Source organism: Candidatus Zixiibacteriota bacterium, from assembly GCA_016933955.1.
GTDB lineage: Bacteria > Zixibacteria > MSB-5A5 > GN15 > PGXB01 > JAFGTT01.
This window is the reverse complement of record JAFGTT010000014.1, coordinates 66,464-92,188: the sequence shown is the minus strand read 5'-3', so window position 1 is coordinate 92,188 and position 25,725 is coordinate 66,464. Positions and strand designations below refer to the sequence as shown.

The following is a 25,725-nucleotide window of genomic DNA, read 5'->3' as shown; positions in this document are numbered from 1 at the left end:
AATATGGACCTTGGTTTAAAGGGTAAACGAGCTCTGGTAACGGGAGCGTCGGCCGGTCTGGGATTGGCGGCCGCTGAAGCCTTGGCTGGCGAAGGGGCCGCGCTGGTGATTAATTCACGTTCGGAAGAAAATCTAAAAAAAGCCGCTTCCATTATGCAATCAAAAACCGGCCACAAACCTGATTTTATCGCCGGCGATTTATCGATTCAAGGGCGGGCCGAGGAAATCGCACGGAAGGCCATTGCGTTATTAGGAGGAATCGACATCCTTGTTTCCAATGCCGGGGGGCCGCCGGCGGGGAAATTCCCCCAGCATGATAGAGAAACCTGGGACAAGGCAACCACTCTGACGTTACATTCAGCCATTGATTTAACCAGAGCCCTCCTGTCCGGAATGAAGGAGCGGGGATGGGGGAGAATAATTTATATTACTTCGGTCGCGGTCAGGCAACCAATTGATAATCTGATTATCTCAAATACACTCAGGGCTGGCTTGACTGGATTTGCAAAGTCCTTGTCCAATGAAATGGCTGCCTTCGGCATTACCGTTAATACCGTTCTGCCCGGCTATACCGATACCGACCGTCTTAAGGTCTTGGCCCGGACTAATGCCGAAGTAAGCGGTCAGGATATCGATGCCATATATTCGGGTTGGACCTCAAGCATCCCGGCCGGAAGGGTCGGGCGGCCCGAAGAATTAGCCGCCCTGATAGCCTTTTTGGCTTCGGAAAAAGCCTCCTATATAACCGGAACAGCTATTCCTGTCGATGGTGGTATTGTTAAGGCGTTACTTTAACTTATTGTCGTAATATATTATATTGCAGAATATTAAAGCACTGCCGATGGTGATATTCTTTGATTGTCAATAAATTACCCCGGTCGATTGAATCAGGCTCGTTTTCGACCCGGTTTTTATACTCGACAATCCTGATCCATCAAGTAATAACCGCCATTGCCTTTCCGGTTGCCAAACTGGGCCTGAATGAAATCGAACCATATACCTACGCCTTTCTGCGATTTATAATTTCCTCGGCCATATATGCCCCGATATTATTTCACCTGAGGAAGAGGAAATTGATACCGATCCGGGATCATTTTAGAATATTCCTTTTGGGTCTAATAATAATACCACTCAACCAGGTCATATATCTGGTTGGTCAATCACTGACTCTGGCGAGCCATTCCGGTTTGTTATTTGCCATGGTTCCGATATTCATTTACCTTCTGGCTGTAATATTCCTGCGAGAAAAACCAACTGTTCGAAGATCGGCAGGAATTATTATAGCCTTTTCCGGCGTTTATATTATCCTTTCGGGCGGCAAAATAGAATACGATACCAATTATATTCTGGGTGACCTTCTGGTTCTAATGGCTGTGGTGGCCTGGGCGGCCGCAACTGTCATGGCCAAACCGCTGGCCTTGAAATACGGCGCCTTTCGAGTCACCGGTCTGGCCCTCCTGTACGGCTCCGTTTTATATTTGCCCTATGGTTTTTACCGGGCTCTGTCTTTCGATTTCGGTCATGTAACCTGGATGGGGTGGTTTTCAGTCTTGTATATGGCAATCCTGGTTTCGATTCTGGCCTATTTTCTGTGGTATTGGTTGTTAAAGAATATGGAGGCTTCGCGACTGGCCATAATGCAGAATATTCAGCCGATTATTGCCGCGGCGGTGGCGGCTGTCACTCTGGCCGAACCAATCAGCCGGGCCTTTGTAATTGGTGGAATAATAGCCCTGGCCGGCGTAATTATAACGGAAATCAAATAATGGGCTTGAGCCGATTCAGCATTTTGACGATTATTGTGTTATAATAGGGCGGATTATTAGAATATATGAAGGAGTTCTTTCTTTATGAAAAATGAAAATCATAAAGCGGATAATAGCCGGGGGCCAGGCAATAATATCCATACAGATCATGATCTCTGGTCGGTTTTCAGGATTATGTCTGAATTTGTCGAGGGTTTCGATACTCTCAGATATTTGAAACCGGCGGTTTCCATTTTTGGCTCGTCGGCTTTGCCTGAAAGTTCGAGGTATTATACGCTGGCACGGGAAATAGCCCGGAAATTGTCCGATTCAGGTTTTTCGATAATAACCGGAGGCGGGCCAAGTATTATGGAGGCTGCCAATCGCGGTGCTTTTGAAGGCAATTCAAAATCAGTCGGCCTTAATATTGAGGTTCCTTCGGAACAACTGGCCAATCAGTATCAGGATATATCTCTAGATTTCCGCTATTTCTTTGCCCGCAAAGTCATGTTTGTCAAGTATGCCGCCGCCTTTGTGATTATGCCCGGCGGATTCGGAACGCTGGATGAGCTGTTCGAATCATTAACCTTGATTCAGACCAAGAAAATATTTCATTTTCCCGTGATTCTGGTCGGTTCCGAGTTTTGGGGAGGACTCATTGACTGGATTATCTCCGGTCCGATTAAGGTGGGAACTTTGGCCAAGGATGATCTTTCATTGTTTTCCATGACCGACGATCCCGAAGAAGTCGTTCGGATTGTAAAGGACAGTTATCGCCAGGTTCGGCGATCGAAAGCCATATAAAAAATTATGATAGCAATATGGAAGGCCGGATTGATATCAATCCGGCCTTAATAATTTAAAGAACTATCATGATTTAAGATTTTCTTCGGAGAAGGCTTGCTCCAATTTGGGATCGGTGAAGATACCGTCCTTTCGAATTAACTTGTCATCGAAGTACAATTCGCCGCCGCCATAATCAGCCCTTTGAATCAGAACCAGATCCCAGTGGATAGCCGAAACATTGCCGTTAGGAGCCTCATCGTAACAGCAACCGGGTGTCAGGTGTATTGATCCTTTGATTTTCTCGTCGAATAGGGTATCTTTCATCGGATGCAGGACAAATGGATTCACGCCAATAGCAAACTCACCGACATAGCGGGCGTTTTCATCGGTATCAAGGATCTTGTTGAGTTTGTCCTCGTATGAAGCCGCGGTAGCTTTGATAATTTTGCCATCCTTGAAGGTAAAACTGATATTATTATAAACATAACCTTCGTGAAGAGAGGGCGAGTTATAGGTAATCGTGCCGTTGATGGATTCACGGACCGGTGCAGTATATACCTCGCCGTCGGGAATATTCCTGGTGCCATCGCATTTTACCACCGGGATACCCTTTATAGAAAATTGCAGACCAGTTCCCGGCGAAATAATATGCACCCGATCGGTTTTATTAACCAATTCCACCAGCGGATCCATAGCCTTCGACATTTTGGCATAATTCAGGTTGCAAACATCATAATAGAAATTCTCGAATTTTTCCTGCGAGGTTTCCGCCAGCTGGGCCATGGCATTGTTGGGGAATCTCAGAACACACCATTTGGTACGTTTAACTCGTTCCTCAAGATGAACCGGTTTGTAAAATATCTTCTGGAATTTATCAAGCTGAGCGGGGGGGATGTCCGCCAGATCGAAGGGATTATCCGAACCGCGCAGTCCCAGATAGGCCGAGGCCTTTTTCATCATGTCCAAATGATAATCGGCCATAATTTTCATCTGCTGTTCTGTCGCCGTCATAAGAAACTGGCGGCTGATTGATTCATCATTGTAATACCAGAAAGTGACCCCGCCTTTTTCCGTATTGATCCGGACTATTTCTTTGGCCAGTTCAAGCGTTTCCCTGCCTTTGATCTCAAGATAAAGAATTTCGCCCGGTTGGATTTTGCATGAATATTCAACCAGATTTCTGGCCAGAATTGAATTACGTTTGTCTTTCATAATATGTTCCTTTCAATATTTGCGGCATAATACAATAAAAATGAAAAGTTATCAAGGAGGCGAATTTCTTTTTTTCAGGCAGATTTGGTTTGAATGAACATTTGCCGGACATTTTTGTTTTCTTCTATATGAATTATGATAAATCCTCGGAAATATTGGTAGGGACATCAGGCTATAGTTATCAGGATTGGCTTGGGAATTTTTACCCTCAATTTTGTCCTCGCGCCGATTTTCTAAGATTTTATTCCTCCATCTTCAGGACGGTCGAGATCGATTCAACCTATTATCGTATTCCCAATCCAGACACGATCTGTCGCTGGCGCAATACCACTCCCGAAGGATTCGTTTTTACCGCCAAATTCCCATCGAGCGTCACCCATGAGGGTGATATTGAAACGCGCCTGGACAATGCCGGCGCCTTTATTGCCGGCATACGGCTTCTTGAAAACAAACTTGGCCCTCTCCTGCTTCAATTCCCCTATAATTTTAATCCCGAGGACCATTTCGATATTCTAAAACAATTGATAGAAAACCTGCCCGATGATTTGAAATTCGCAGTTGAAATCCGTAACCGAAAATGGCTGGGAAATAGCTTTTACGACCTTCTACGAGTGAGAAATATCGCGCTGGTTCAGGTGGATCATCCCTGGATGCCCCGACAGAGTGAATTTACGGCCGACTTCGCCTATGTAAGATTTCTTGGAGATCGAAAAAAAATACCCGGCGATTTCAGCTATATAAGGGAGGATCATCATGAGGATTTGAAGTGGTGGTCACATGTCTTAGAGGAATTCAGTCGTAGCCGGGGTGAGGTATACGCCTATTTTAATAATCATTACAGCGGTCATTCGCCGACATCAGCCCTGAAATTGATTGAGCTTGTTGGCGGGATATAATTGTCTTTAATTTATTCCTTCTATTTCCCCCAACTGATAAATAAATGGCGTTAATTTCATTAAAAGCGTATTTTGTATTAACTATCAGGCAAAATAAATAGCGGAATGATATAAATGTTGCTGGTTTCCATTGCCGATGTCGGATTGAAATGAAAGGTGAAAATATGAATCCAGGTAATAAAGGGCAGTATCTCTGCGCCAGAATAAAGGGATTCTGGATGGGGATCGAAGTTTCCCGGGTAGCCGAAATTATATCATCTGATATTGCCGGCGGTCCCGCAAATGAGCTTCATGGTGGAAACGGCACATTCGCTTATCGCGGCAATAATATTCCGATTATTTCATTGACCGGCATTCTTTTTGACGATTATATACATTATGAGCAGTCGAATAGGATTCTGGTCATTGAATGGGATGGTAACCTGTTCGGTCTGACGGTCGATTCGGTCGATGAAATCCTGAGGATTACCGACGAAAACGTTATTGCGGATCAGGGAAGTGAGTCGGATTTTAAGGCAGATATCTTTGAGGGTGCCATTATTCAGCAGAACAAAAAAATATTCGTGGTATCATTGGAACGTGTTTTTGACCTGGTAAAACAATCTTAAGAATCCATTGACCGGGATGATTTGACGGCGGGTTTGAGAATTAATTTCTTAGACCTGTTTTTTTTATGTACCGTTGGTTATTTTATGTTGATAATGGCTTTGAAACGCAACTTGGGCTAATAATGGCAAAATGAGAATCCTGAATATTATATATACCAACATAGGCCGCGGTCACCCCTTCTATCTTGATGGCGTGGTTGATTGTCTTAAATCCAAATGCAGCGATAAAATCGAACTGAAAATTAATGATGTTTTTCGCCTGTCGAAGGGTATTCCGCATATTTCATGGCGTTTTATCCGCTGGTTATATCGCGCTGGCAGTCAGGGAGGTTTATTGGGATACGGATATCATAGGCTAAGACAAAACCGCGCTGATAAAGATTACAGCCGGGCTGCCGGGATTCTGGCCCGCGATATACGTGATTATGTGATAAACGCAGACTCCCCAACACTGGTCGCCCATCCGGTTCTGGTAGGTATGATTGCCGATTTGGTGCCGACATTCTATCAACATGGGGAAATTGCGGTGCCACCGGAAGCTATCCGGAAGGGTTGTCGCAAAATATATGTTCCTCTTGGAAATGCTCGCGATTATCTGGTCTCGGCAGGAATCCCGTCGGCGAATGTGATTGCCACGGGATTATGTATTGAAAAGGGGCTGTTGAATCAGGCTGAAAATTGCTTCAAATCGAGGATTTCGCGAATAGATGATGACAGCCCGCTGACCGGAGGATTTTTCTCATCCGGCGCCGAACCGCGGGAACATGTCAATCGGATAATCCTTGGGGCCAGATCCTTGAGTCAATCGGGAAACCGGGCCTTGATTTTTTGTCGGCAAGACGGTTATCTGCAGAAGATGCTTACCAAGTACACCAGCTTACTGCAATATGATATTCAGACCGGTGAAAATGTAATTGAAGAGGCTCTGTCTTCAGGTGTACCGGTTTCCGTTTCCTTTGGGAGTGGAGAGGAGGAAAACGGGCTTGTCTCGCGGTTATTCCGCTATCTGGATTTCTTTGTAGCGCCCTCGCATGAACGGAGTAACTGGGCGGCCGGGCTGGGATTGCCGATGTTCATTCTCCATCCGCTGATCGGGACCTTTTCACCGTTTAACCGTCAATTCCTTATTGATCGGGGTGTGGCAGTCGATCTTCGGTCAAGGCGGGAGGCTGACGGTTTGCCGACTCTGATCAGAAAATTACGAACCGAAGGAGGATTGAAAGACATGGCCAATCGGGGATTTGGGCGGTTGCCCTTGGATGGTTTTGAAACTATTGCTGATGATTTGGTCGGGGAATTGATGCAGGCCTGAAATCTTTATGCTGACATATCTAAAACAATTCGACCGTCGTCTCTGGGTCCTGGCCATAGGTTGGATAGCATCCTCAGTAGGATTTTCCATCAGCATTCCCTTTTTATCTCTTTATTTTCATTCCACGCTGGGGATGTCGCTGACTCATATCGGTCTCTTTTTTGGATTCACAGCCATTATCAGGTCGGTTTTTCAATCTATCGGGGGAGAGCTTTCCGATCGTTTCGGGCGCTATCATCAAATGGTTTACTCCCAGATCATTCGATCGATTAGTTTCTTGGTACTGGCTTATGCCATCTATGGGGATTGGGGTTTCCGGGCCATTGCCGTCCTGATTATTTTCAATTCCGTTTTCGGAGCACTGTTTCAACCGGCCGCCAATGCCACAGTGGCCGATCTCGTGGGAATGGATAAAAGGACAGAAGGATATTCCATTATCAGAGTGGCGGGTAATTTCGGCTGGGCCCTTGGTCCGGCGTTGGGAGGTTTTTTTGCCGAGCAAACGTACGCCGTTTTATTTATAATTTCCGGTGGCATGACTCTCATTTCCAGCATTATTATCGCCCTGTTTCTGAAGGGAATCAAGATGGACTATATTTCCAATGATAAATTTCAATTCGGGCATATTTTTCAATTTAAGGGTTATGAGCTTATTGTTCATCATGCTTTATTGGTTTTTATACTGTATCTGGTGGTATCTCAATTTATTGCCCCATTTTCTCTATATTCCGTGGATTTTATGGGCATAACCAAAAAACAGCTTGGTTTTCTCTTTACCTTGAATGGGTTGATGGTCACTTTTCTTCAACTACCCATTACCCGCCTGCTTCGCAGTGTCCGGCTGTCAATTCAAATGCTTTTGGGTTCCGTGATATATGCCGTTGCATATATAATAATCGGTGCCACAGCCACATTTATGGCCTTCGCCATCGGTATTGCGGTTTTAACAATCGGGGAAAATTTTATTTCGCCTCCGGCTCTGGCCATTACCGCCAACTTGGCACCTCCGGGTAGAATAGGAAGATTTATGGGAATCTATGGGTTTTCGGTGACGGCCGGATGGTCGCTGGGGCCCCTTCTGGGAGGCCTGTTGCTTGATCTGGCCAAACCAGATTTTATATACTCCTGGGGCTTCGTCTCAATTCTCGCGCTTGTAGCCGCCGCTGGATTCGGTAACCTAACCCGCCGTATACCAAAATCCCTAAATTTACGCCAGCCTCATCAGTAGATGATAACGAATTTGCCCACCTGCTGACCATATTCAGAATCCACCGTAAAATAGTAAATCCCCGATGTGATGGACATTTCATTGCGAGAAATCAAATCCCAGCTTTCATGCATACTGCCCGGGTCACCGGGAACGAAATCATGTTCGACTTTATCAATAAAATCCCCGTCAATACTGAATATCCGAATAGTGCATTTTGGCGGCAGATTGGTGAAATGGAGGGCCCTGGTTCGTTCGGCCATTAGTTCAGGTTCCTCCCAGCCTTCATAATAACTTCGATAATTGCCGTCAATTCGATAGGGATTGGGGTAGACTATGATGTCGGGTTTTTCACTTAAAACGATATCGGTAGCATTCTGGGCAAATTCCCTGACGGCGCTTTCCGATGGATCGGTCTCGAGAGCGGGGAGGTTTTTATGAGGTTGCCCCTGGTCGAAAGCCGTTACCGCGACATAATATGGAATTGAGGGTATCAGTTTTTTCAAAGTGTATTCATACTCGAAATATTTCAAATTGCCCTCGGAAGTGACCTCATCCGGATAAAACATGTAAGCCGTGTCGAGATTAAGGGTCGACGGATATGGTTGATCCGGATAAATTTTGTGTATTCGGGTCGTATCGTAAAGATTCGATTGATTCCAGTCATGGTCTTTAAAAAAATAGGTTTCCCAATCACCCGTTGATTGATTAAAAAAGGCGAAGAGATGTTCGGGGTCGAAATAAGGCGCCGGATCAAAATCGTCGCCGTACATATTTCTCAGCAGTTTTAAAGTATATGGGGGATTTTTAATTACCCATGATTCAAGGTCGGTGTCATATTCATAACGATCATAATCGTCACAATCGAATGACGTCACCAGAGTGAAATCATTAACCTGTCCGGAGCGTGAAATATAAATCCGATAGCCCTCAAAATCGAGCAACTGGCTGAACTGATCTGCAGAAAGCTCCGTTTCATAGCCATTCCATTGAACCGTGATTTCCCCATGATTATATTCGTTTATCCGGGGATGGGTTTTTATTACGGGGCTTTTGGGTGGAACGGCTCCACGGAAATCGGGGATTCCATCACCTTTATACCAGAGGGTATCGCTTTTGGTGCAGGTATAAACGGTGTCATAGGTTGTATCAATCCCGGTTATTATAGTATCGATCCGCGACATTTTTGGATTCATGCAGAAGATATGGAATTCACCACTGTAACCATCACCATCGGTATCGACCCCGGGGTTGTCAAAAATCCATTGAGCCCACAGGGTATTCAGCTGGAGGTCGGTGAAGTCGCGCCAGGTCGGGGTACCGCCGATACCGCCATCAGAATAAAAATTCTGCCCGGCTACGATGGCGATGGTCAGGGGAAGGGTCTCACCGGGATCCATGTCAAATGGGCCGAAGGATAAAAGGTATCTGATTTCGGCTCCGCCGGCGATTTGCGAGGCAAAACTGGGCGGTGCCAGCCAGCCTTCCGCGGAACGATCATAATTGGCCGTTGATTGATCGTAATCGAATTCTCGGTTGGCCATCATGTAATAGCGATCCTCATCGGATTGTGGTGTCCCCAAACGGCGGTTGAAATACCTGACACCACTCGGACTATTACGCCGTGGTCCCCAATCATAATCGACATCCCAGCTTGTAATCCACCAGTTGAAGGTATAACCTGTCCGATCCGTCGGAGTCCGCAAGACCTTTGTCGCGATAACCGACGTAGGGGAAAACAGTCCGGCATACGTTCCCGTGAACGGATTAGGATCGCCATCGTTATCAGCCGCCCAGACAATATCAAGGGTATCCACCAGGCCGGGAATGTATTTGGAGTATAACGATTTTTTAAAGCCGCAAACATCATCGTCGCCGTAATATCCCCCGGTCCCGCAATCATTGTCGACATAAAAGCCGATATAGACATCATTCAGATGTCGCAGCTCAATATTGGAAATGTCGTAATTAATTATTACAAAATCTTCGGCGTAATCATAACCCCAGGTATAACTGCTCTGTTTAACTTCCAGCCTAAGGGGCCGATGCAGACGCCCGGTTTCATCATCATATCCGGTGATGTTGACATCGGTAATGGTATCGGTATAGACGGCCACAAAATCCTGCTGTGAAACGGCGCTGTCGAATTCCGGCGATTGTGGATCAAGCGTCGACCAGTGTTTTATATCGCCCTCGGGGTACGGAAGGGGCCAAAATTCATGAACGCCCCACCGACCGGATCCGCCTGCCGTCGATACCAAAGTGTCATGCCCGACAATGCCCCCTACCCAGAGAGCCGCTTCATAGAGATATTCCATGTTGTAATTGAGCGGAAAACTCAATGATGGAGCGGATTCGCCGGTCAATGGATCAATTGTCAAACCCATATCGGATAAACCCAGTATGCCTACATTGGATACCGTCAGACCAATCTTACCTATGTTATGGACGGCTATTGTGGCATAGGGGGGATCATCAACATTATAAAGGTGGGCCTGAATATCTTCCTGGTAGAGACTTCTTGTCCAGCCCGAAACACCGGCCAGCAGGACAAGGGCGGGAAAAATCTTTTGAAGTAATTTCATCTTTCATACCTGGTACCAAAAACTACATAATGATAACGATAGTCCCGATTTGATTCCCAAATTCGGATTCTACCGAATAATAATAAATTCCTGAGGCGACCATCTGTGTATTCCGAGTGATCATATCCCATCGCTCGTGCGAACTCTGCGGATGATCGGGAGGAACATCATGATCAATTACACGGATCAAATCTCCATCTATAGAGAATATTCTGATAGTACATTTTGAAGGTAAATTACCGAAATGAATGGAATGTATCCGATCATCGGCGAGATTGGTCTGGGCCACAAAATTTCCATGATTATCAATATAATCGCGACCCTCAAAACCGTATTTTTTATAGTCGCCGTTAATTCGATACGGATTGGGATATACAATCACTTCCAGACCCTTGTCTTCCACCAGACCGGCTGAATTTTGCGGCAATTCCGCCACATAGTTCTTCTGAGGCGGTGTTTCCAGAGAAAGCAAACCGCTGACAGGAGAGCCATAATCGAATGCAGTAACCGCCACATAATGTAATTGCGAGGGTAACAGGTTGCGCAATACATATTCATATTCATAATATTTAAAATATAATCCTTCGGCGGTCAATTCTTCGGGGTAGTATATTCTGGCGGAATCCAGATTAAGGGTTGAAGGAGGTAACTCATCCGCGTATATTTTATGAATCTGCATGGTATCCCTCAAATCCGACATATTCCAATCCTGAGCAGTAAAATAATAAGCCGAATCGTTCCAGTATAGAGGATTATCACGATTATAATAATAAGGGTTGAATCCGTTTCCGTACAATTGTTTCAATGAATCCAGACTGAATGGTGTCGCGGTTAATTCCCATATTCTGCGAATATTGTTCCAGGCGTAACGATTATAATCCTCGATATCATATGAGGCCAGAAGTGTAAACTCGGATGCGTTGGGTGAATAGGCCAGATATACCCGGTAACCCTCGAAATCAAGTTCCTTGCTGAAAACATCGCGGGTCGTTTCCGACCGCATTCCATTCCATTTGATACGCAGTTCACCCTGATTGTATTCATTTATATAAGGATATATCCGACTTCGCAGGGTATCGCCGGTGGTATCAATCACCCAGAGATCGGGTGCCGGAGGGGGGGAAGCACCCAGGAAGTCGGGGACACCATCGCCTTCATACCAAAATGTGTCGGCTACTGCTAATTCGTATCCACAGGTTGTGTCTACAATTGTATCAGGCTCAAATTGAATGGTATCATAATGGCAAATATAAGCCGAATCATAACCGCAAATCCGAAACTTGCCAAGATTTTCCCCGTCATTATCGGTGTCAATCCCCGGATTATCATAAATCCATGAAGCCCAAATCGCATTTCTGGCCAGATTGGAAAAATCCCAGCTTTCATAGAATTGATCCGGGTAATTGGCGTCATAATAGCGGTTATAGTCATCCGGATAGACGTGGATTTCATCCCCCAAAACCCAGGCAAAACTGACCGGCAGGATTTCTCCCGGCATAATATTAAAGGGTCCGAACGACAATAAGTAACGGGCATCATAACCGTTGGCCATATCATTGGCATTGGCCGGCCGGGGTAACCAGCCATCACCGGTATGATCTTTTGCCGCGAAAAGCTGATCATAATCAAATTCCGTGTGGCGCATGACATAATATTTATTTTTGTCTCCCAGAGGAACCCCGAGATAACCATCCATATCCCGGAATGGATCCTCCGGCGTGCCAACTCGTCGAGGTCCGAATTCATTGCTGGCATCATAAGCCCCGGCCCACCAGTTAAAGGAATATTTGAGCGAATCGGATGGTGTTCTGACGACTCTTATTCCGGCGGCGCCGCGAGCGGAATTCATATCAAAGGTCCCCTGATCATTGGGATCACCGTCATTATCCGTAATATATGCGATGTTGATTGTATCAACAAAACCGCATCCTTCAGGGGCCGGAAAAGTCCTTCGGAAACCGCATAAATCATCCCCATAGCCTTCTTCACCGAATAGGGATTCATGATGAACATCGCCGTCGACATAAACGGCCATATAAACCATTTTCAGTTCCCGCCGGCCGATATTCTTGATGGAATAATCAAACAGGATGAAGTCTTTGGCATATGAGTAACTCCAGCCATAAGTCCGCTGGGTCACTTCAATATCAAGAGGAATATGCGGACGACCATCATAATCGTCAACAAAGACATAGGTAGGATCGGTCAGTGTATCGGTATAGACAGCTATAATATCCTGCTCCGATTTGGCATCAATCGAATAAAACGGACTGGTCTCCTGAATCGACCTGCGTACAATACCGCCGCCATAAGGAGGAGCATCCTCTCCGGGATCCGGCCAGAATTCGCGGACATCATCACTGCCAATCCAGTCATTGACGCCGATAGAAACCAGGGTATCCCGGCCAATCACCGCGCCAATCCAGAATCCGGCAACATAAAGGTAATTAAGTTTGGAATTAGCTGGGTACATGCAGGATGGGGTTTGCATTCCGCTTATCGGGTCGACAGATGTCCCCAGAAATCCGCCGATGCCGAACTGGCCAATATTACTGACTGTAAGCCAGACATCACCAATATTATGTACTGCCACCTGAACGTTGGGAGTATTTATAACAGCTGGTTTAAGCTTCTGGGATACACCGATTTCGTGATAATCAGGCTTGGTCATTTGATGGGGGAATATCACAGGCGGGCAAAGAAGCAGTCCTGCTATAAGCCAGAGATATTTCATCTATGCAATCAAACACTCCCTTCTTCGTCCCACACATCTCCCGAAACACATCCTGGCGGTCATTCATTAATCAGTCCTATATTCGATTTGACAATTATGCATGAGGAAAATCCAATAATAACTTGTCAAAACCGAACAAATAAAATTTAACTAATTCGTCCCCGTATTGCAAGTTACAATTACAGCCCCCGGGATTAAAAAACCCGGGGTTGAAAACGAACTATCAAACCCGGGTCAAATATTAAAAATATACCTTCTACATAATAATAACGATTTTGCCGATCTGATTGCCGGATTCCGATTCCACCGAATAATAATAGATGCCCGAAACAATTGGCTGGGTGTTACGGGTAATCAAATCCCAGCGTTCGTGTGAACTCTGGGGATGACCCGCGGGAACATCATGGTCGATCTCCCGGACCAAATCACCGTCAATCGAAAATATCCTGATTGTGCATTTGGCGGGCAAATTGCTGAAATGAATCGAGCGGGTTCTATCATCGGGATATCCTTCCTGGGAAACCAATTCGCCCTTATTGTCGATATAGTCTCTTCCCTCAAAACCATTGGCTTTATACTGACCATCGATTCGATAAGGATTGGGATAAACATAAACATCGAGGCCCTCGTTTTCGACAATTGACGATGTGTTCTGAGGGTATTCCGCCACATAGTTCCGATAAGGCTGGGTTTCCAGGGATTCGAGACCGCTGATTGGGGAGCCAAAATCAAACGCCGTAACGGCCACATATTGAAGCTGTGAAGGCAATAATCCGGTCAGGATATATTCATATTCATAATACTTAAAAAACAGCCCGTCATCCGTTAATTCCTCAGGATGATAAATTCTGGTTGAATCGATATTGAATATGGTTGGAGGATCGGTAACCTCCGGGTAAACCTTGTGAATCCCATGTGAATCAAGCAAATCAGACTGGTTCCAGTCCTGGCGCGAGAAATAATAGGCCGTATCATTCCAGTATAAAGGATTATCACGATCATAATTTAGCGGGTTGAAACCGGTTCCATAAATGGCCTCCAGATTCTCAATCCGGAAAGGCGTTTCTTTCAACTCCCAGGTCGATTTAGAGGTATTCCAAATCCAGCGGTTATAGTCTTCGATATCATAAGATGATATGACCGAAAATCCGCCGGAGCTGGGGGCAAGTGAAATCCACACCCGGTAGCCTTCGAAATCGATCAAATCACTGAAAACATCTTCGGTTGTTTCTGATTCGAAACCATTCCAGCGAACCGCTATTTCACCCTGGTGATAATCATTAATACGTCCGATTACTTTGCTGCCCAAAGTATCCCCGGTAGTATCGACAATCCAGAGTTCAGGAGGAGGGGGCGGGGAGGCACCGCGAAAATCGGGAACACCATCGCCCTCATACCAGAACGTATCGGAATTGGTATATTCATAACCACAGGTTGTGTCAACAAGTGTTTCCGGTTCGAATTGGGTTGTATCAAAATGACAGACATAAACGGAATCATAACCACAGATACGGAACTTGCCGAAATTCTCGCCGTCGCCGTCGGTATCGACTCCAGGATTATCATAAATTTTGGAGGCCCAGACGGCATTTCTGCCTAGAGATTCGAAACTTAAAGTGTTATAATATTCTTCTGGATGCTGGGCGTCAAAATTATCAAAGGCGTTACAATCGGTGAAGAAAGTGTCGCCGGCGACATAAGCAAAACTGATGGGCAGGATTTCACCGGGTTCAATATCAAAAGGCCCGAATGACAACAAATAGCGGGTATCATAACCGTCCGCAAAATTGGATGACTGTGAATCCCGATTCAACCAGCCCTCTGAAGTATGGTCCATGGCACAGAAGAGTTGATCGTAATCGAATTCCTTATGGCGCATAATGTAATATTTATTGCGATCGCCTTCCGGTGTTCCCAGAAATCCTCCAAAATCCCGGAAAGGATCTACCGGAGTTCCTGCTTTACGCGGTCCAAAATCAAGTGCCGGAGTACCGTTAGAAATCCACCAGTTAAAGGAATATTCAAGAGAATCAGATGGTGTTCTAACAACCCTGGTGGCCGTTACTGCAGTCAAAGATGTGGTGGAATACGGACACTGATCCTGCGATGATTGCTTCCCGTCATTATCTGATATCCAGGCGATATTCACGGTGTCAATAAAACCGCAACCGGTACTTGAAGGAAGTGATTCCTTGAAACCACAAATATCATCATCAAAGCCTTCTTCGCTCCCTTTTGTTTTGACATCACCATCAACATAAATACCCATGTAAACACGGTTTAGAGTTTTACGGCCGATGTTTTTGATGGAATAGTCAAAAAGCACAAAATCGTCCGCATAACTATAGCTCCAGCAGTAACTCCTTTGAGTTACCTCAATGTTTAATGGTCTGTGCTGACGGCCATCAGTCGGATCGGTACTGACATAAGAACTATTGGTCACCGTATCCGTATAAACTGCAATAAAATCCTGCTCGGAGACGGCGTCTTCATCACCGGCATTATTTATTGATCTCTCAATAATAGCCCCGCCATACGGCGGATAACCTTCGCCCACATCCGGCCACATTTCACGAATATACTGCCACCCATCGGCACCAACTGAGACCAGGGTATCCCGCCCGACGACCGCTCCTATCCAGAAGGCGCCAGCAAAAAGATACTCCTGCTGACCGGGATAAGGGTATTGACAGGAGGGGACATCTCCCGGAGTGCTTGCAAGAAAACCGGTACCGAAATGACCCATGTTGGTAATTGTCAGGCCGATTCGCCCCTTATCATGCACGCCGATATCGGAAAAAGGAGTATTAGAGGCAGTAATTTTACCGGTCATAGCGTCTATCCGATCGATATCATAAAGAGCCCTTGCATAAGCCGGCCCAAAATTGAAAATCAGAATTAAGACAGCCGTTATAGCCAGAGAAACAGTGAATTTAGAAAATCGCATATATCTCCCTCTCACATTATTATTGCCAATTTTTAACCCTCAAGTTTAGCAAAATCAGCGGAAAATTGCAAGCATCAAAAGCAAGATTTATAAAAAAACCCTCAAAAACCTCCTTCAGCGCCGCCCATTATATTCCAATTAAAAAACGTGGCAATCAATATTTTGTGCAAATTTATTTGGTCAATTCGAATTTTGCGGGTAGTTTTTTGCCGTTTGAACAGGTTGAAAGGAATCGGGCAAAAAACCCGCCAATATAGATTGGCGGGCTTTTTCGAGAAAAATGCTATTGGTCAGGGTTTATCAAAAACCCCGGCGGGAATTTCAGGATTTATAATATACTCATTTATGGTCACATCGGCGATTTTCGATCCCTCGGATTCAATTGATACCGAATGAGGAATTTTAACCCCGGAAATATCCCGATAATCGGAAATATACTGGATCAAGTTACCCGGCCCCATGATGGTTTCGCCAAAATACATCTTTCCGATAGGCAAATAGGTTTCGGGATCGAGCGCCAGTTTATATGATAACGACCCATCGGCAGACATGATTTTAACCAGATTGGCCATTTTCCCGCCAACGTCCTCCTGGCCCATATAAATCGCCTGAAAATCGGGGCTGTCCAGTTTTTGAAATAGTAAAATTGTATTTCGGAATTGCTCTTTTTTATTGCTTTCAACCTGATCGGCAGGTAAATCTATCACATTTGGACCCTGTTTCATCCAGCCGCCATCCGCATTATTGACAGTAATAATTTCACCCATGGGCGTATTTATCACCTCTCGGTCAAAATCGGGAAGCTTCTGGATGGAACTTGCTTCGAGTGCCATTGAACCCTGGGGCGTATGAATTGACAGAGTGCTTTTGGACGATATTGACTTTATTTTTCTGAAGTTTTCAATTCCGCCGCAGGCCTTGACTGCCTTCCGGAGTAAATCCAGACCCTGAGCCAGAGTCTCATCATTCACCGATATTTCTTCATGGACTTCACCGCTTGGGATGGATATATCAATGGTGTCGACCGATCCCAGATCAGACAGGGGAGAATCGAATTGATCGGCCTTGCCAACTACCACAATATGCATTTGATCCGGGTGGAATTTTCTTTTAGCCACATCGATAACATCATTGGCCGTGATTTTTTCGATTTTATCCTTTACCGTAAAAAGAAAATCCTGCGGGAAATTGAAATAATCATAAGTCATCATCCGGTTGATTATTTCGCCCTTGGAATCGAAGTTGAAAACAAAGGAGTTGAGATAGCTATCCTTGGCCCGGGATAATTCTTCATCCGCGGGTGGATCGGTTTGCATTCTTTTGATTTCATTTAATACAGCCTGGGACGCTTTAACGGTTGATTCCAGCTTGGTTATAACAAAATTGTAGTAAATTCCCGGAAATGCGATGTTGGAAGTGAAATTAGCGCCGGTGGAATAAGCCAACCCCTGCCGGGAACGAACTTCATTGAACATACGATTGCCGAAACCGCCCCCCAGGACGTTATTGGCCACCGTCATGGCAAAATAATCGGGATCGCCAGTCAGCCCGCCGATATGCCCGATCAAAACGGTGGATTGGGTCACATCGTCTTTTTCAATGTAATGAACAGCCTTGGTATATTCATATTTCACTTCCGGAAGCGGAGGGACGGGACCGCTGCCGGTCGGCCAATCCCCAAAATATTTCCTGATCTTAGCCAGCATTTTATCTTTGGAGAAATCACCCCAGACAGCCAATCTGATATTTTCAGGAGTAATATACTTTTGATGGAAGGCAACCATATCATCACGATTGATGGCTACGATGGTGGCATATTCGGTCTGACGCGTATAGGGTGAATCTTTTCCGTAAATAACCTTACGGAATTCCCTGATTCCGACCTGAAGGGCATCATCATTGCGGCTTGAAATGGCGGTCCGTTCCGAGGTTTTGGCCAGATCGATTTTATCCTCATTGAATTGCGGAGTCCTCAGGATGTCCGCCAGAATTTCAAGTCCTGTATCGATATAGTCGGACAGAATGTTCATTCTGGCCGAGCCGCCCGTATTATCGATACGGACTTCTACCGAAGCGCCTATCGATTCCAGCGCTTCGTCGATCTCATCGCCGCTCATACGCGCGGTTCCGCCGGTTCTCATAACCTGACCAGTAATGGATGCCAGACCGGCTTTTTCCGCCGGCTCCAAGTATCCCCCGGCCGCCAGCATGATACTGGCCCTGACAATAGGCAATTCGTGGTCCTCAAGCAGGTAAACTATTATGCCATTATCCAGAACGACCTTATCAACCTGCGGGATTTCGATCTCATTCAGTTTGGGAATGGATATTTTATCAATGGTACGCTCAGCATAACTGATGGTCCCTGAAAGAAAAACCAGGCCCATCAATGCCAGACAACATAGGAAATATTTCATGTTCATAGTCCTCTCCTTAATTATGCTTCCGGTTTCTCGAGATAGGCAGTGACCCTTTTAGTGGTATCCATATACTTATTGGCGACTCTTTGAATCTCCTCCGGAGTCAACGAATTGACCCTATCAAGTAGTTTGAACAGCCGGTGCCAATCATCCTGCATGGTTTGGTACGAGGCCAGCTGGATGGCCAGACCGGAATTGGAGGCAAGCCCGTTAATTAATTCAGATTTGGCCTGGGCTTTGATCTTATCCAACTCCTCCACCGGGATCAACTCGGTGCGTAATTTTTCGATCTCCTCCAGTATCACAGCCTCATTGTCCTTATTGGTACTTTCATTGGAAGGAACACTGAGTATTGATAACATTGAAGGGTATTTGCTTCCGGGATAGCCTACAAAGGCCGCTACCTGAACAGCGCTCTTTTTTTCCTTAACCAATTTCTTGTATAAAACGGAGGTCCGCCCGGAACCCAAATAGCTACTTATGGCATCGAGGGCAATCCAATCAGGGTGTCTTTGAGAAGGAACATGAAATCCGGTGATCATCATCGGCTGAGAATTTTCGGATATTGTGACTTCACGGTTTCCAAAAGGCTCGGGTTCATCAATCATTACATCCCTTTGTTTGGGGCGTGCCTTTATTTTGCCGAAATATTTCTCTGCCAGCTTCTTAACCTGCCCGGGATCGACATCACCGACAATGGCGATTACTATATTACTCGGTATATAATACATATTGAACTGCTTCATCATAACAGGACGATTGTAATTCTGAATTTCCGACATCTCACCTATCATTGGCTGTCCATAAGGATGAGAATTATAGGCAAGCCCCAGGTATTCATTTACCAGGCGACCCGTTGGAGCGGATTCGACGCGAAAGCGCCTTTCTTCCGCAACGACCTGTTTTTCTTTAAAGAGCTCCCTTAATACAGGGTTGCTGAAACGATCGGCCTCCATAGCCATCCAGAGTTCAAGACGATTGGACGGATAATTGACATAATATATAGTATAATCGAAACTGGTTCCCGCATTCAAATCGGAGCCGCCGTTACGATCGACAATTTGCCCGAATGCATTGGTTTCAGAATACTGGAAACCGGAATCGGTGGCTTCGGCCATTTGCGCTCCAAGGTCCACCAGACGTGCCGAATCGGCCAGATATCCTTTGGCCCGTTCATTTAAAATCAGTTCGAAAAGGCTATCCTCCTTGGCCATCCAGAAATTTTCTTTCTTAATATCCTTCGAACCGATCTCGACGGTGCCTTTAAAGGCCATATGCTCAAACATGTGCGCCATACCCATATAGCCCTTGGGATCATCGGCGCAACCGGCATTGACCAGTGTAACAAATGTCGCCACCGGGGCATCGTGCCTCGGCAGGACAAGAAATCTAAGCCCGTTATCGAGCTTGAAATCAACAACCTTACTTTCGATTTGGGAAAAATCGAAAGCCATTGATGTTGAAGCAAACATCAGGATTAAAAACACAAGCAGTCTTCCTGTTGTCCCGAATTGCCTCATTACCTTCCTCCTTCTAGAATTAGTCTATTATATAGACTGAGCTGTAAATTTACTTATTGTTAAACGAAAGTAAATTTCTCATGTTCCAAATTTCATTGAATATTGGCACGCTGAATTTAAAAGTCAAGTCTACGAAATTTAATTTACGGAGACCGGTTAAAAAACCAATAAAAAAACGCCATCCGTTCTGGAATGGCGTTTAAAGGATTTGGTTTTTTACCACCATTTAATCAGGCGGGGGATTTTATTATGAATCAAGCGGTCATTTTTTGGCATAATTCTGGCGGCAATACCGAATCGACCTGATTCCCGGCATACCACCTCGGATCGATAAATATGGTGGCCTTCGCTGTCACTCTCCGATTTTGAGGCAATTACCGGGGCATAATTGTTCATTTGCTCCAGAGAATTGAGATTACCGGCAATAACTTCGACATTAACATCATCAGGAGATATTTGCCCCAGCGAGACTTTCAAGGTTACAGGAATCAGATCGCCAACCTTGGGCGATGAGATAATCTGGGATGTCTCGATTTCATCGATACTGACCTGCCTCCAATTCATTCCGAGAAAAGTTCGCCAGCGGGCCAATTCTCTGGATTCCCGATAATCCTCGGCCGAAAATAGATGCGAAGCCTTTATGGCCGGAATATAGAATTTTCTTGTATAGTCCTGTATCATACGATGCGAACTGAAATTTTCGCACGCCATCGCCATAGAATGCTTGACCATCTTAACCCATTCATTGGGGAAATTGGCCGCGTTTCTTTTATAGAAAAGCGGGACAGCTTCACGTTCCAGAACATCATATAAAAATTCGCTCTCCAGGTTATCCTGGTACTCGGAATTCTCATATTCCTCACCATTGCCGATTTTAAAACCGGCTTCCGGCGAATAACCCTCGCACCACCAGCCATCAAGAATCGAAACATTGACGGCGCCATTGATGGCCGCTTTCATACCGCTGGTTCCTGATGCCTCCTGGGGACGACGCGGATTATTTAACCAGATATCAACCCCCTGGACCAGGTAACGGGCGACATTGATATCGTAATCCTCAAGAAACACAATGCGACGCCGAAATTCCTCGCGGGAAGCGATCTGAAGGATATTGCGAATAATTTCCTTACCGGGATTATCCAGTGGATGCGCCTTGCCGGCCATTACAATCTGAACCGGCATCTCGGAATTGGAAATGATTCGCTTCAATCGTTCGGCATCCCGGAACAGCAAGAAAGCCCGTTTGTACGATGAAAATCTTCGGGCGAAACCGATAGTTAAAATCCTGGGATCGAGAACTTCGTCGGATAATTTAATATCATGGGCGCTTGCGCCGCGACGTTCCAGCTGTTTTTTGAGACGCTTCCGGGCAAAAAAGACCAGTCTTTCCCGGCGGCGCTGATGAACCCGCCAGAGTTCGGCATCAGGGATTTTATGGATATTCTCCCAATTATCGAAGGTGGTCGGTTGTTTGGTAAATTTGGGTCCGAAATAGGTGTCGAATAAATCGACCATGTCATGGCTTAACCAGCTTCGCAGATGCGCTCCATTGGTAATGGCATCAATGGGGACCTCCTCGGTTGGTAGATTGGGCCAGATATTATGCCACATCTTGCGGCTGACGACACCGTGGAGCTTCGATACGCCATTGGCAAAGGCCGACGATTTCAGGGCCGCCGCGGTCATATTAAAAGGCTCATCCTTGTCGGTAAACACGCGGCCAATTGATAAGAACTGATTCCAGGTTAAACCGATTTTCTGAACATAACCGGATAAATAATGCTCCATCAGCTTTGGATCGAACTGCTCGTTTCCGGCTGGAACCGGAGTATGTGTTGTAAAAATGGAGGTGGACCAGACCAGTTGCGCGGCTTCTTTGAAATTAAGTCCATTATTCTCTATCAGAGAGCGGACTCGCTCCAGCAAAAGAAACATGGAATGGCCTTCATTCATATGATACGCAGCCGGTTTAATTCCCAGTCTTTCAAGGGCTTTGACCCCGCCAATACCAAGAAGTATTTCCTGTTTTAACCGAGTATCTTTATCACCACTGTAAAGGACAGATGTGATTTCGCGGAATTTGGAGGGATTGTCCGGAATATTGGTATCCATTAAATAAAGGGGTGTAATCCCCACCATGACTTTCCAGATTTGGACATGGACCGGGGTTCCGCCGAAATCAACGGAGAATTTTATGGGATTACCAGTTTCATCTTTCTCCAGTGTCACCGGCATATGATACCAGTCGTTTTCCTCGTATCTTTCCTGTTGCCAGCCGTCAGCCGAAAGAAATTGGCGGAAATATCCATACCGATATAACAGCCCGACCGCCACCAGAGGTACACCCAGGTCACTGGCGGCCTTGAGATGATCACCGGAGAGAATACCCAGTCCTCCTGAATAAATCGGTAGCCCGGTATCAATACCGTATTCGCAGGAAAAATAGGCTATTCGAGTGTCCTTATGATCAGGAAATTCCTTTTCAAACCACCTTTTGGAATTGAGGTATTCCTGGAAACCTGTATAGACACGGTCAAGGCTGGCCAGAAAGGCTTCATCCTGGGCTACCTCCTCCAGTTTCTGCTGAGGCAAATAGGCCAGCATCTCAATTGGATTTTGATAGGATTTCTCCCATAATTCGGAATCAATTCGGATAAAGAGTTTGACAATATCCCAGTTCCATGAGAACCACATATTCATGGCCAGTTCCCGAAGGCGACTGATACGCTCCGGAAGATTCGGCAGGACTAAAAATTGTTTAATTTTCATATTTATTGTTTTCGGCTTTTTATTAATTCCCTTTTGCCAATTTCCTTAAAAACCCCGTAAATTATTAAAATCGAAATATAATATGAATTCGATTGTATAAAAGCAAAATCAATATAAAAATTATATTGACGATATTAAAATTACCGTCCGAAGTCTTTTTAAACGTGGGGGATGGTTTTAAGTTTATTTTGAAAGGTGGGTTCGTTAATGGAAAATAAGATACTCTTAGTGTATGGAATCACCAATGTCGGTGTGGTTCACAGGAATTTGCCGACACCGGCTCTTTACGCTGAATCGGTAAGAAACAGGGAAGGATTTATCGCCCATCTGGGGCCCTATGTTGTCAGAACCGGTCAGCATACCGGCCGCTCCCCTAAAGATCGTTTTATTGTTAAAGAGCCGACCTCCGTGAGCAAAATTTGGTGGGGTAAGGAGAATCGTCCCTTTGATCCCGAAAAATTCGATACTTTGTACTATAGAATTCTTGCTTATCTGCAGGGCAAACAACTTTATGTTCAGGATTGCTATTCCGGGGCGGATACCGAATACCGCATGGCTGTCAGAATTATCACCGAAACCGCCTGGCACAGTCTTTTTGCACGTAATATGTTCATTCGTATTCACGATCGACAGATGCTGAAGGACTTCATGCCGGATTTCACGGTTATTCATATACCTAATTTCCATGCCATGCCGGATCTCGATGGCACCAATTCGGAGTCTTTCGTGATTCTCAATTTCGAAAAGAAACAGGTTATAATCGGCGGAACGGCTTATGCGGGCGAAATAAAAAAGGCCATCTTCACGGTTATGAATTTCTTCCTGCCGCAAAAGAAAGTTCTATCCATGCATTGTTCGGCCAACATGGGTAATGACGGTGACACTGCAATATTTTTCGGCCTGAGCGGAACCGGAAAAACCACTCTCTCGACCGACCCTGATCGCAAGTTGATCGGCGATGATGAACATGGTTGGAGTGATAAGGGTGTTTTCAATTTCGAGGGGGGCTGTTATGCCAAGGTTATCCGTCTTTCGCCCGAAGGTGAACCTGAGATTTACGAATGCACTCGCAAATTCGGAACGATTCTGGAAAACGTGGCCATTGATATCGACACCCGACGGATTGACCTCAACGACTCCAGTCTGGCTGAAAACACCCGGGCCGCTTATCCCATTTCGCATATCGGAAATTCCGTTCTTGATGGCATGGGAGGTCATCCCAACAACATCATCCTTCTGACCGCGGATGCCTTTGGCGTCCTGCCCCCGGTCGCAAAATTGAGTCCGGAAATGACCCGCAAATATTTTCTGATCGGTTACACTGCCAAGGTGGCTGGAACCGAAGTGGGCGTAACCGAGCCTAAAGCGACATTCAGCGCCTGTTTCGGGGCACCTTTTATGGCTCTGGAACCATCGGTGTATGCGAACCTGCTGGCTGATAAAATTAAAAACCATAAGGTTAATTGCTGGCTGGTCAATACCGGCTGGATTAATGGCCCTTACGGTACCGGAAAAAGAATCAGTATTCAACATACTCGGGCCATTATTCGCGGGATTCTGAGCGGCGAATTGAAAAAAGCCAAACTCTGGAAAGATGAGATTTTCGGACTGGATCTTCCCAAGTCCTGCAAGGATGTCCCGGCCGAGATACTTAATCCGGCCAACGGCTGGATGAGTAAGGAAAAATATAATCGAGAAGCCGGAAAACTTGCCGAAACCTTTGAAAAGGTCTATCTTGAGTTTAAGAAAGATGATCAAACCGAACAAGTGGCAGGAATTCACTAAGACGGGGGAGCTATGGCCGAGAAAATGAAGCTGGGGGTTTTGACCGGTGGCGGCGATTGTCCCGGGTTGAACGCTGTTATCCGGGCCGTGGTAAAGACAGCTATTAATGATTATGATATGGAGGTGGTCGGGTTTCTGGATGGTTATGAGGGACTGGTTGAAAACAGATATCGAACCATGAAATCCGCTGATGTCTCGGGGATACTGACCCTCGGAGGGACCATCCTGGGAACTTCCAATCGGGCCGATCCCTTTCATTACCCGGTTCTCCAGGGAGATGAATATATCTACCTGGACCGGTCATCCCAGGTCCTCCAGAATTTCGAGCGTCTCGGGCTGGATGCCCTTATTGCGATTGGCGGTGACGGCACCATGGCGGCCTCGGAAGGTATGCGCAAACAGGGCATGAAAATCATCGGGGTCCCCAAAACAATCGATAATGACCTGCTGGGAACCGACCAGACTTTCGGATTCGATTCGGCCGTCACATCGGCAGTCGATGCCATCGATAAGATTCATACCACCGCCCAGTCTCATCATCGGGTTATGCTGGTGGAAGTCATGGGGCGGTATGCGGGGTGGCTGGCCCTGGCGTCGGGTATTGCCGGAGGCGGAGATATTATTCTCATTCCGGAAATCCCGTATCAAATCGACGCCATCTGCGACAAGGTGAAAACCCGTAACCGGCGGGGTAAGAATTTCAGTATAATTGTTGTCGGTGAGGGCGCCAAGCCGGAGGGCGGGGAGATGGTAGTCAAGAAGTTGGTTAAAAACAGTCCTGATCAGGTTCGCCTGGGGGGTATTTCCAACCAGCTGGCGGCCCAGATCGAGGGATTGACAACTCTGGAAACCAGGGTAACGATTCTGGGACACCTGCTTCGCGGCGGGACGCCAACCGCTTTCGATCGAATTCTGGCGACCCAGTTCGGCGTCGAGGCGGTCCATCTGGCCCACCAGGGGAAATTCGGCAATATGGTGGCTTTGAAAGGCAATCGAATTTCCCATGTACCAATTGCCGAGGTGGCCGGAAAAACCCGCAAAGTCGATTTCGATGCCCCATTGCTGAAAACCGCCCTGTCTCTGGATACTTCTCTTGGGGTGGACGATATCAGCATATCGAAAAAGAGGGCTGAGAAAGAAAGTGTCGAAGTCTGACCTGTCGACAGCAAGACGATATGATATAAAGGCCCCTTGCGGGC

General features: G+C 46.0%; 16 protein-coding genes. 9 read left to right on the top strand and 7 right to left on the bottom strand.

The window, feature by feature from the left end:
* Nucleotides 1–3: 3 nt before the first annotated feature.
* The 3 genes from JXQ28_04830 (at nucleotide 4) to JXQ28_04820 (ending at nucleotide 2,549) form a co-directional block, all read left to right on the top strand.
* Complete coding sequence (locus JXQ28_04830) at nucleotides 4–795, top strand: SDR family oxidoreductase (protein ID MBN2277052.1); 792 nt, start codon at nucleotides 4–6, stop codon at nucleotides 793–795.
* A 59-nt stretch (nucleotides 796–854) separates the two neighbouring features.
* Nucleotides 855–1,766, top strand: a complete 912-nt coding sequence (locus JXQ28_04825; protein ID MBN2277051.1) for a DMT family transporter — start codon at nucleotides 855–857, stop codon at nucleotides 1,764–1,766.
* Nucleotides 1,767–1,850: 84 nt separating this feature from the next.
* A complete protein-coding gene (locus tag JXQ28_04820) occupies nucleotides 1,851–2,549 on the top strand; it encodes a TIGR00730 family Rossman fold protein (protein MBN2277050.1) in 699 nt (232 codons plus the stop codon).
* Nucleotides 2,550–2,615: 66 nt separating this feature from the next.
* Here the strand turns inward: JXQ28_04820 and JXQ28_04815 are convergent, their stop codons facing one another.
* On the bottom strand, nucleotides 2,616–3,743 hold the full coding sequence (locus JXQ28_04815) for an aminopeptidase (protein ID MBN2277049.1): 1,128 nt from the start codon (nucleotides 3,741–3,743) through the stop codon (nucleotides 2,616–2,618).
* Nucleotides 3,744–3,832: 89 nt separating this feature from the next.
* Here JXQ28_04815 and JXQ28_04810 point away from each other — a divergent pair, with 89 nt between their 5' ends.
* From JXQ28_04810 to JXQ28_04795, 4 genes are all read left to right on the top strand, one after another.
* Nucleotides 3,833–4,639: a DUF72 domain-containing protein gene (locus JXQ28_04810; GenBank protein MBN2277048.1), complete on the top strand. Its 807-nt coding sequence runs from the start codon at nucleotides 3,833–3,835 to the stop codon at nucleotides 4,637–4,639.
* Between the two features lie 164 nt (nucleotides 4,640–4,803).
* On the top strand, nucleotides 4,804–5,247 hold the full coding sequence (locus JXQ28_04805) for a chemotaxis protein CheW (protein MBN2277047.1): 444 nt from the start codon (nucleotides 4,804–4,806) through the stop codon (nucleotides 5,245–5,247).
* A 130-nt stretch (nucleotides 5,248–5,377) separates the two neighbouring features.
* Nucleotides 5,378–6,559 carry a hypothetical protein gene (locus tag JXQ28_04800; GenBank protein ID MBN2277046.1) on the top strand — a complete coding sequence of 394 codons (1,182 nt, stop codon included), beginning with the start codon at nucleotides 5,378–5,380 and terminating at the stop codon, nucleotides 6,557–6,559.
* Nucleotides 6,560–6,566: 7 nt separating this feature from the next.
* Nucleotides 6,567–7,787, top strand: a complete 1,221-nt coding sequence (locus tag JXQ28_04795) for an MFS transporter (GenBank protein MBN2277045.1) — start codon at nucleotides 6,567–6,569, stop codon at nucleotides 7,785–7,787.
* Here JXQ28_04795 and JXQ28_04790 read toward each other — a convergent pair.
* The 6 genes from JXQ28_04790 to glgP all read right to left on the bottom strand — a co-directional run bounded on the left by JXQ28_04790 (nucleotide 7,781) and on the right by glgP (nucleotide 22,741).
* Nucleotides 7,781–10,351, bottom strand: a complete 2,571-nt coding sequence (locus JXQ28_04790) for a hypothetical protein (protein MBN2277044.1) — start codon at nucleotides 10,349–10,351, stop codon at nucleotides 7,781–7,783. The genes JXQ28_04795 and JXQ28_04790 overlap by 7 nt on opposite strands.
* 22 nt (nucleotides 10,352–10,373) lie before the next feature.
* Nucleotides 10,374–13,085, bottom strand: coding sequence for a hypothetical protein (locus JXQ28_04785; GenBank protein MBN2277043.1), 2,712 nt, complete (start codon nucleotides 13,083–13,085; stop codon nucleotides 10,374–10,376).
* A 256-nt stretch (nucleotides 13,086–13,341) separates the two neighbouring features.
* Nucleotides 13,342–16,032, bottom strand: coding sequence for a hypothetical protein (locus JXQ28_04780; GenBank protein ID MBN2277042.1), 2,691 nt, complete (start codon nucleotides 16,030–16,032; stop codon nucleotides 13,342–13,344).
* 290 nt (nucleotides 16,033–16,322) lie between these two features.
* Complete coding sequence (locus JXQ28_04775; GenBank protein ID MBN2277041.1) at nucleotides 16,323–18,455, bottom strand: insulinase family protein; 2,133 nt, start codon at nucleotides 18,453–18,455, stop codon at nucleotides 16,323–16,325.
* A 14-nt stretch (nucleotides 18,456–18,469) separates the two neighbouring features.
* The gene (locus tag JXQ28_04770) at nucleotides 18,470–19,972 is read right to left on the bottom strand and encodes an insulinase family protein (GenBank protein MBN2277040.1); all 1,503 of its coding nucleotides are present in this window, start codon (nucleotides 19,970–19,972) and stop codon (nucleotides 18,470–18,472) included.
* 216 nt (nucleotides 19,973–20,188) lie between these two features.
* Nucleotides 20,189–22,741, bottom strand: a complete 2,553-nt coding sequence (glgP, locus tag JXQ28_04765) for an alpha-glucan family phosphorylase (GenBank protein ID MBN2277039.1) — start codon at nucleotides 22,739–22,741, stop codon at nucleotides 20,189–20,191.
* Between the two features lie 207 nt (nucleotides 22,742–22,948).
* On the opposite strand from glgP, the gene pckA reads away from it, so the two are divergent.
* Both pckA and JXQ28_04755 read left to right on the top strand, forming a co-directional pair.
* The gene (pckA, locus tag JXQ28_04760) at nucleotides 22,949–24,526 is read left to right on the top strand and encodes a phosphoenolpyruvate carboxykinase (ATP) (GenBank protein MBN2277038.1); all 1,578 of its coding nucleotides are present in this window, start codon (nucleotides 22,949–22,951) and stop codon (nucleotides 24,524–24,526) included.
* Between the two features lie 12 nt (nucleotides 24,527–24,538).
* Nucleotides 24,539–25,681 carry a 6-phosphofructokinase gene (locus JXQ28_04755; protein MBN2277037.1) on the top strand — a complete coding sequence of 381 codons (1,143 nt, stop codon included), beginning with the start codon at nucleotides 24,539–24,541 and terminating at the stop codon, nucleotides 25,679–25,681.
* The last annotated feature ends 44 nt before the right edge of the window (nucleotides 25,682–25,725 follow it).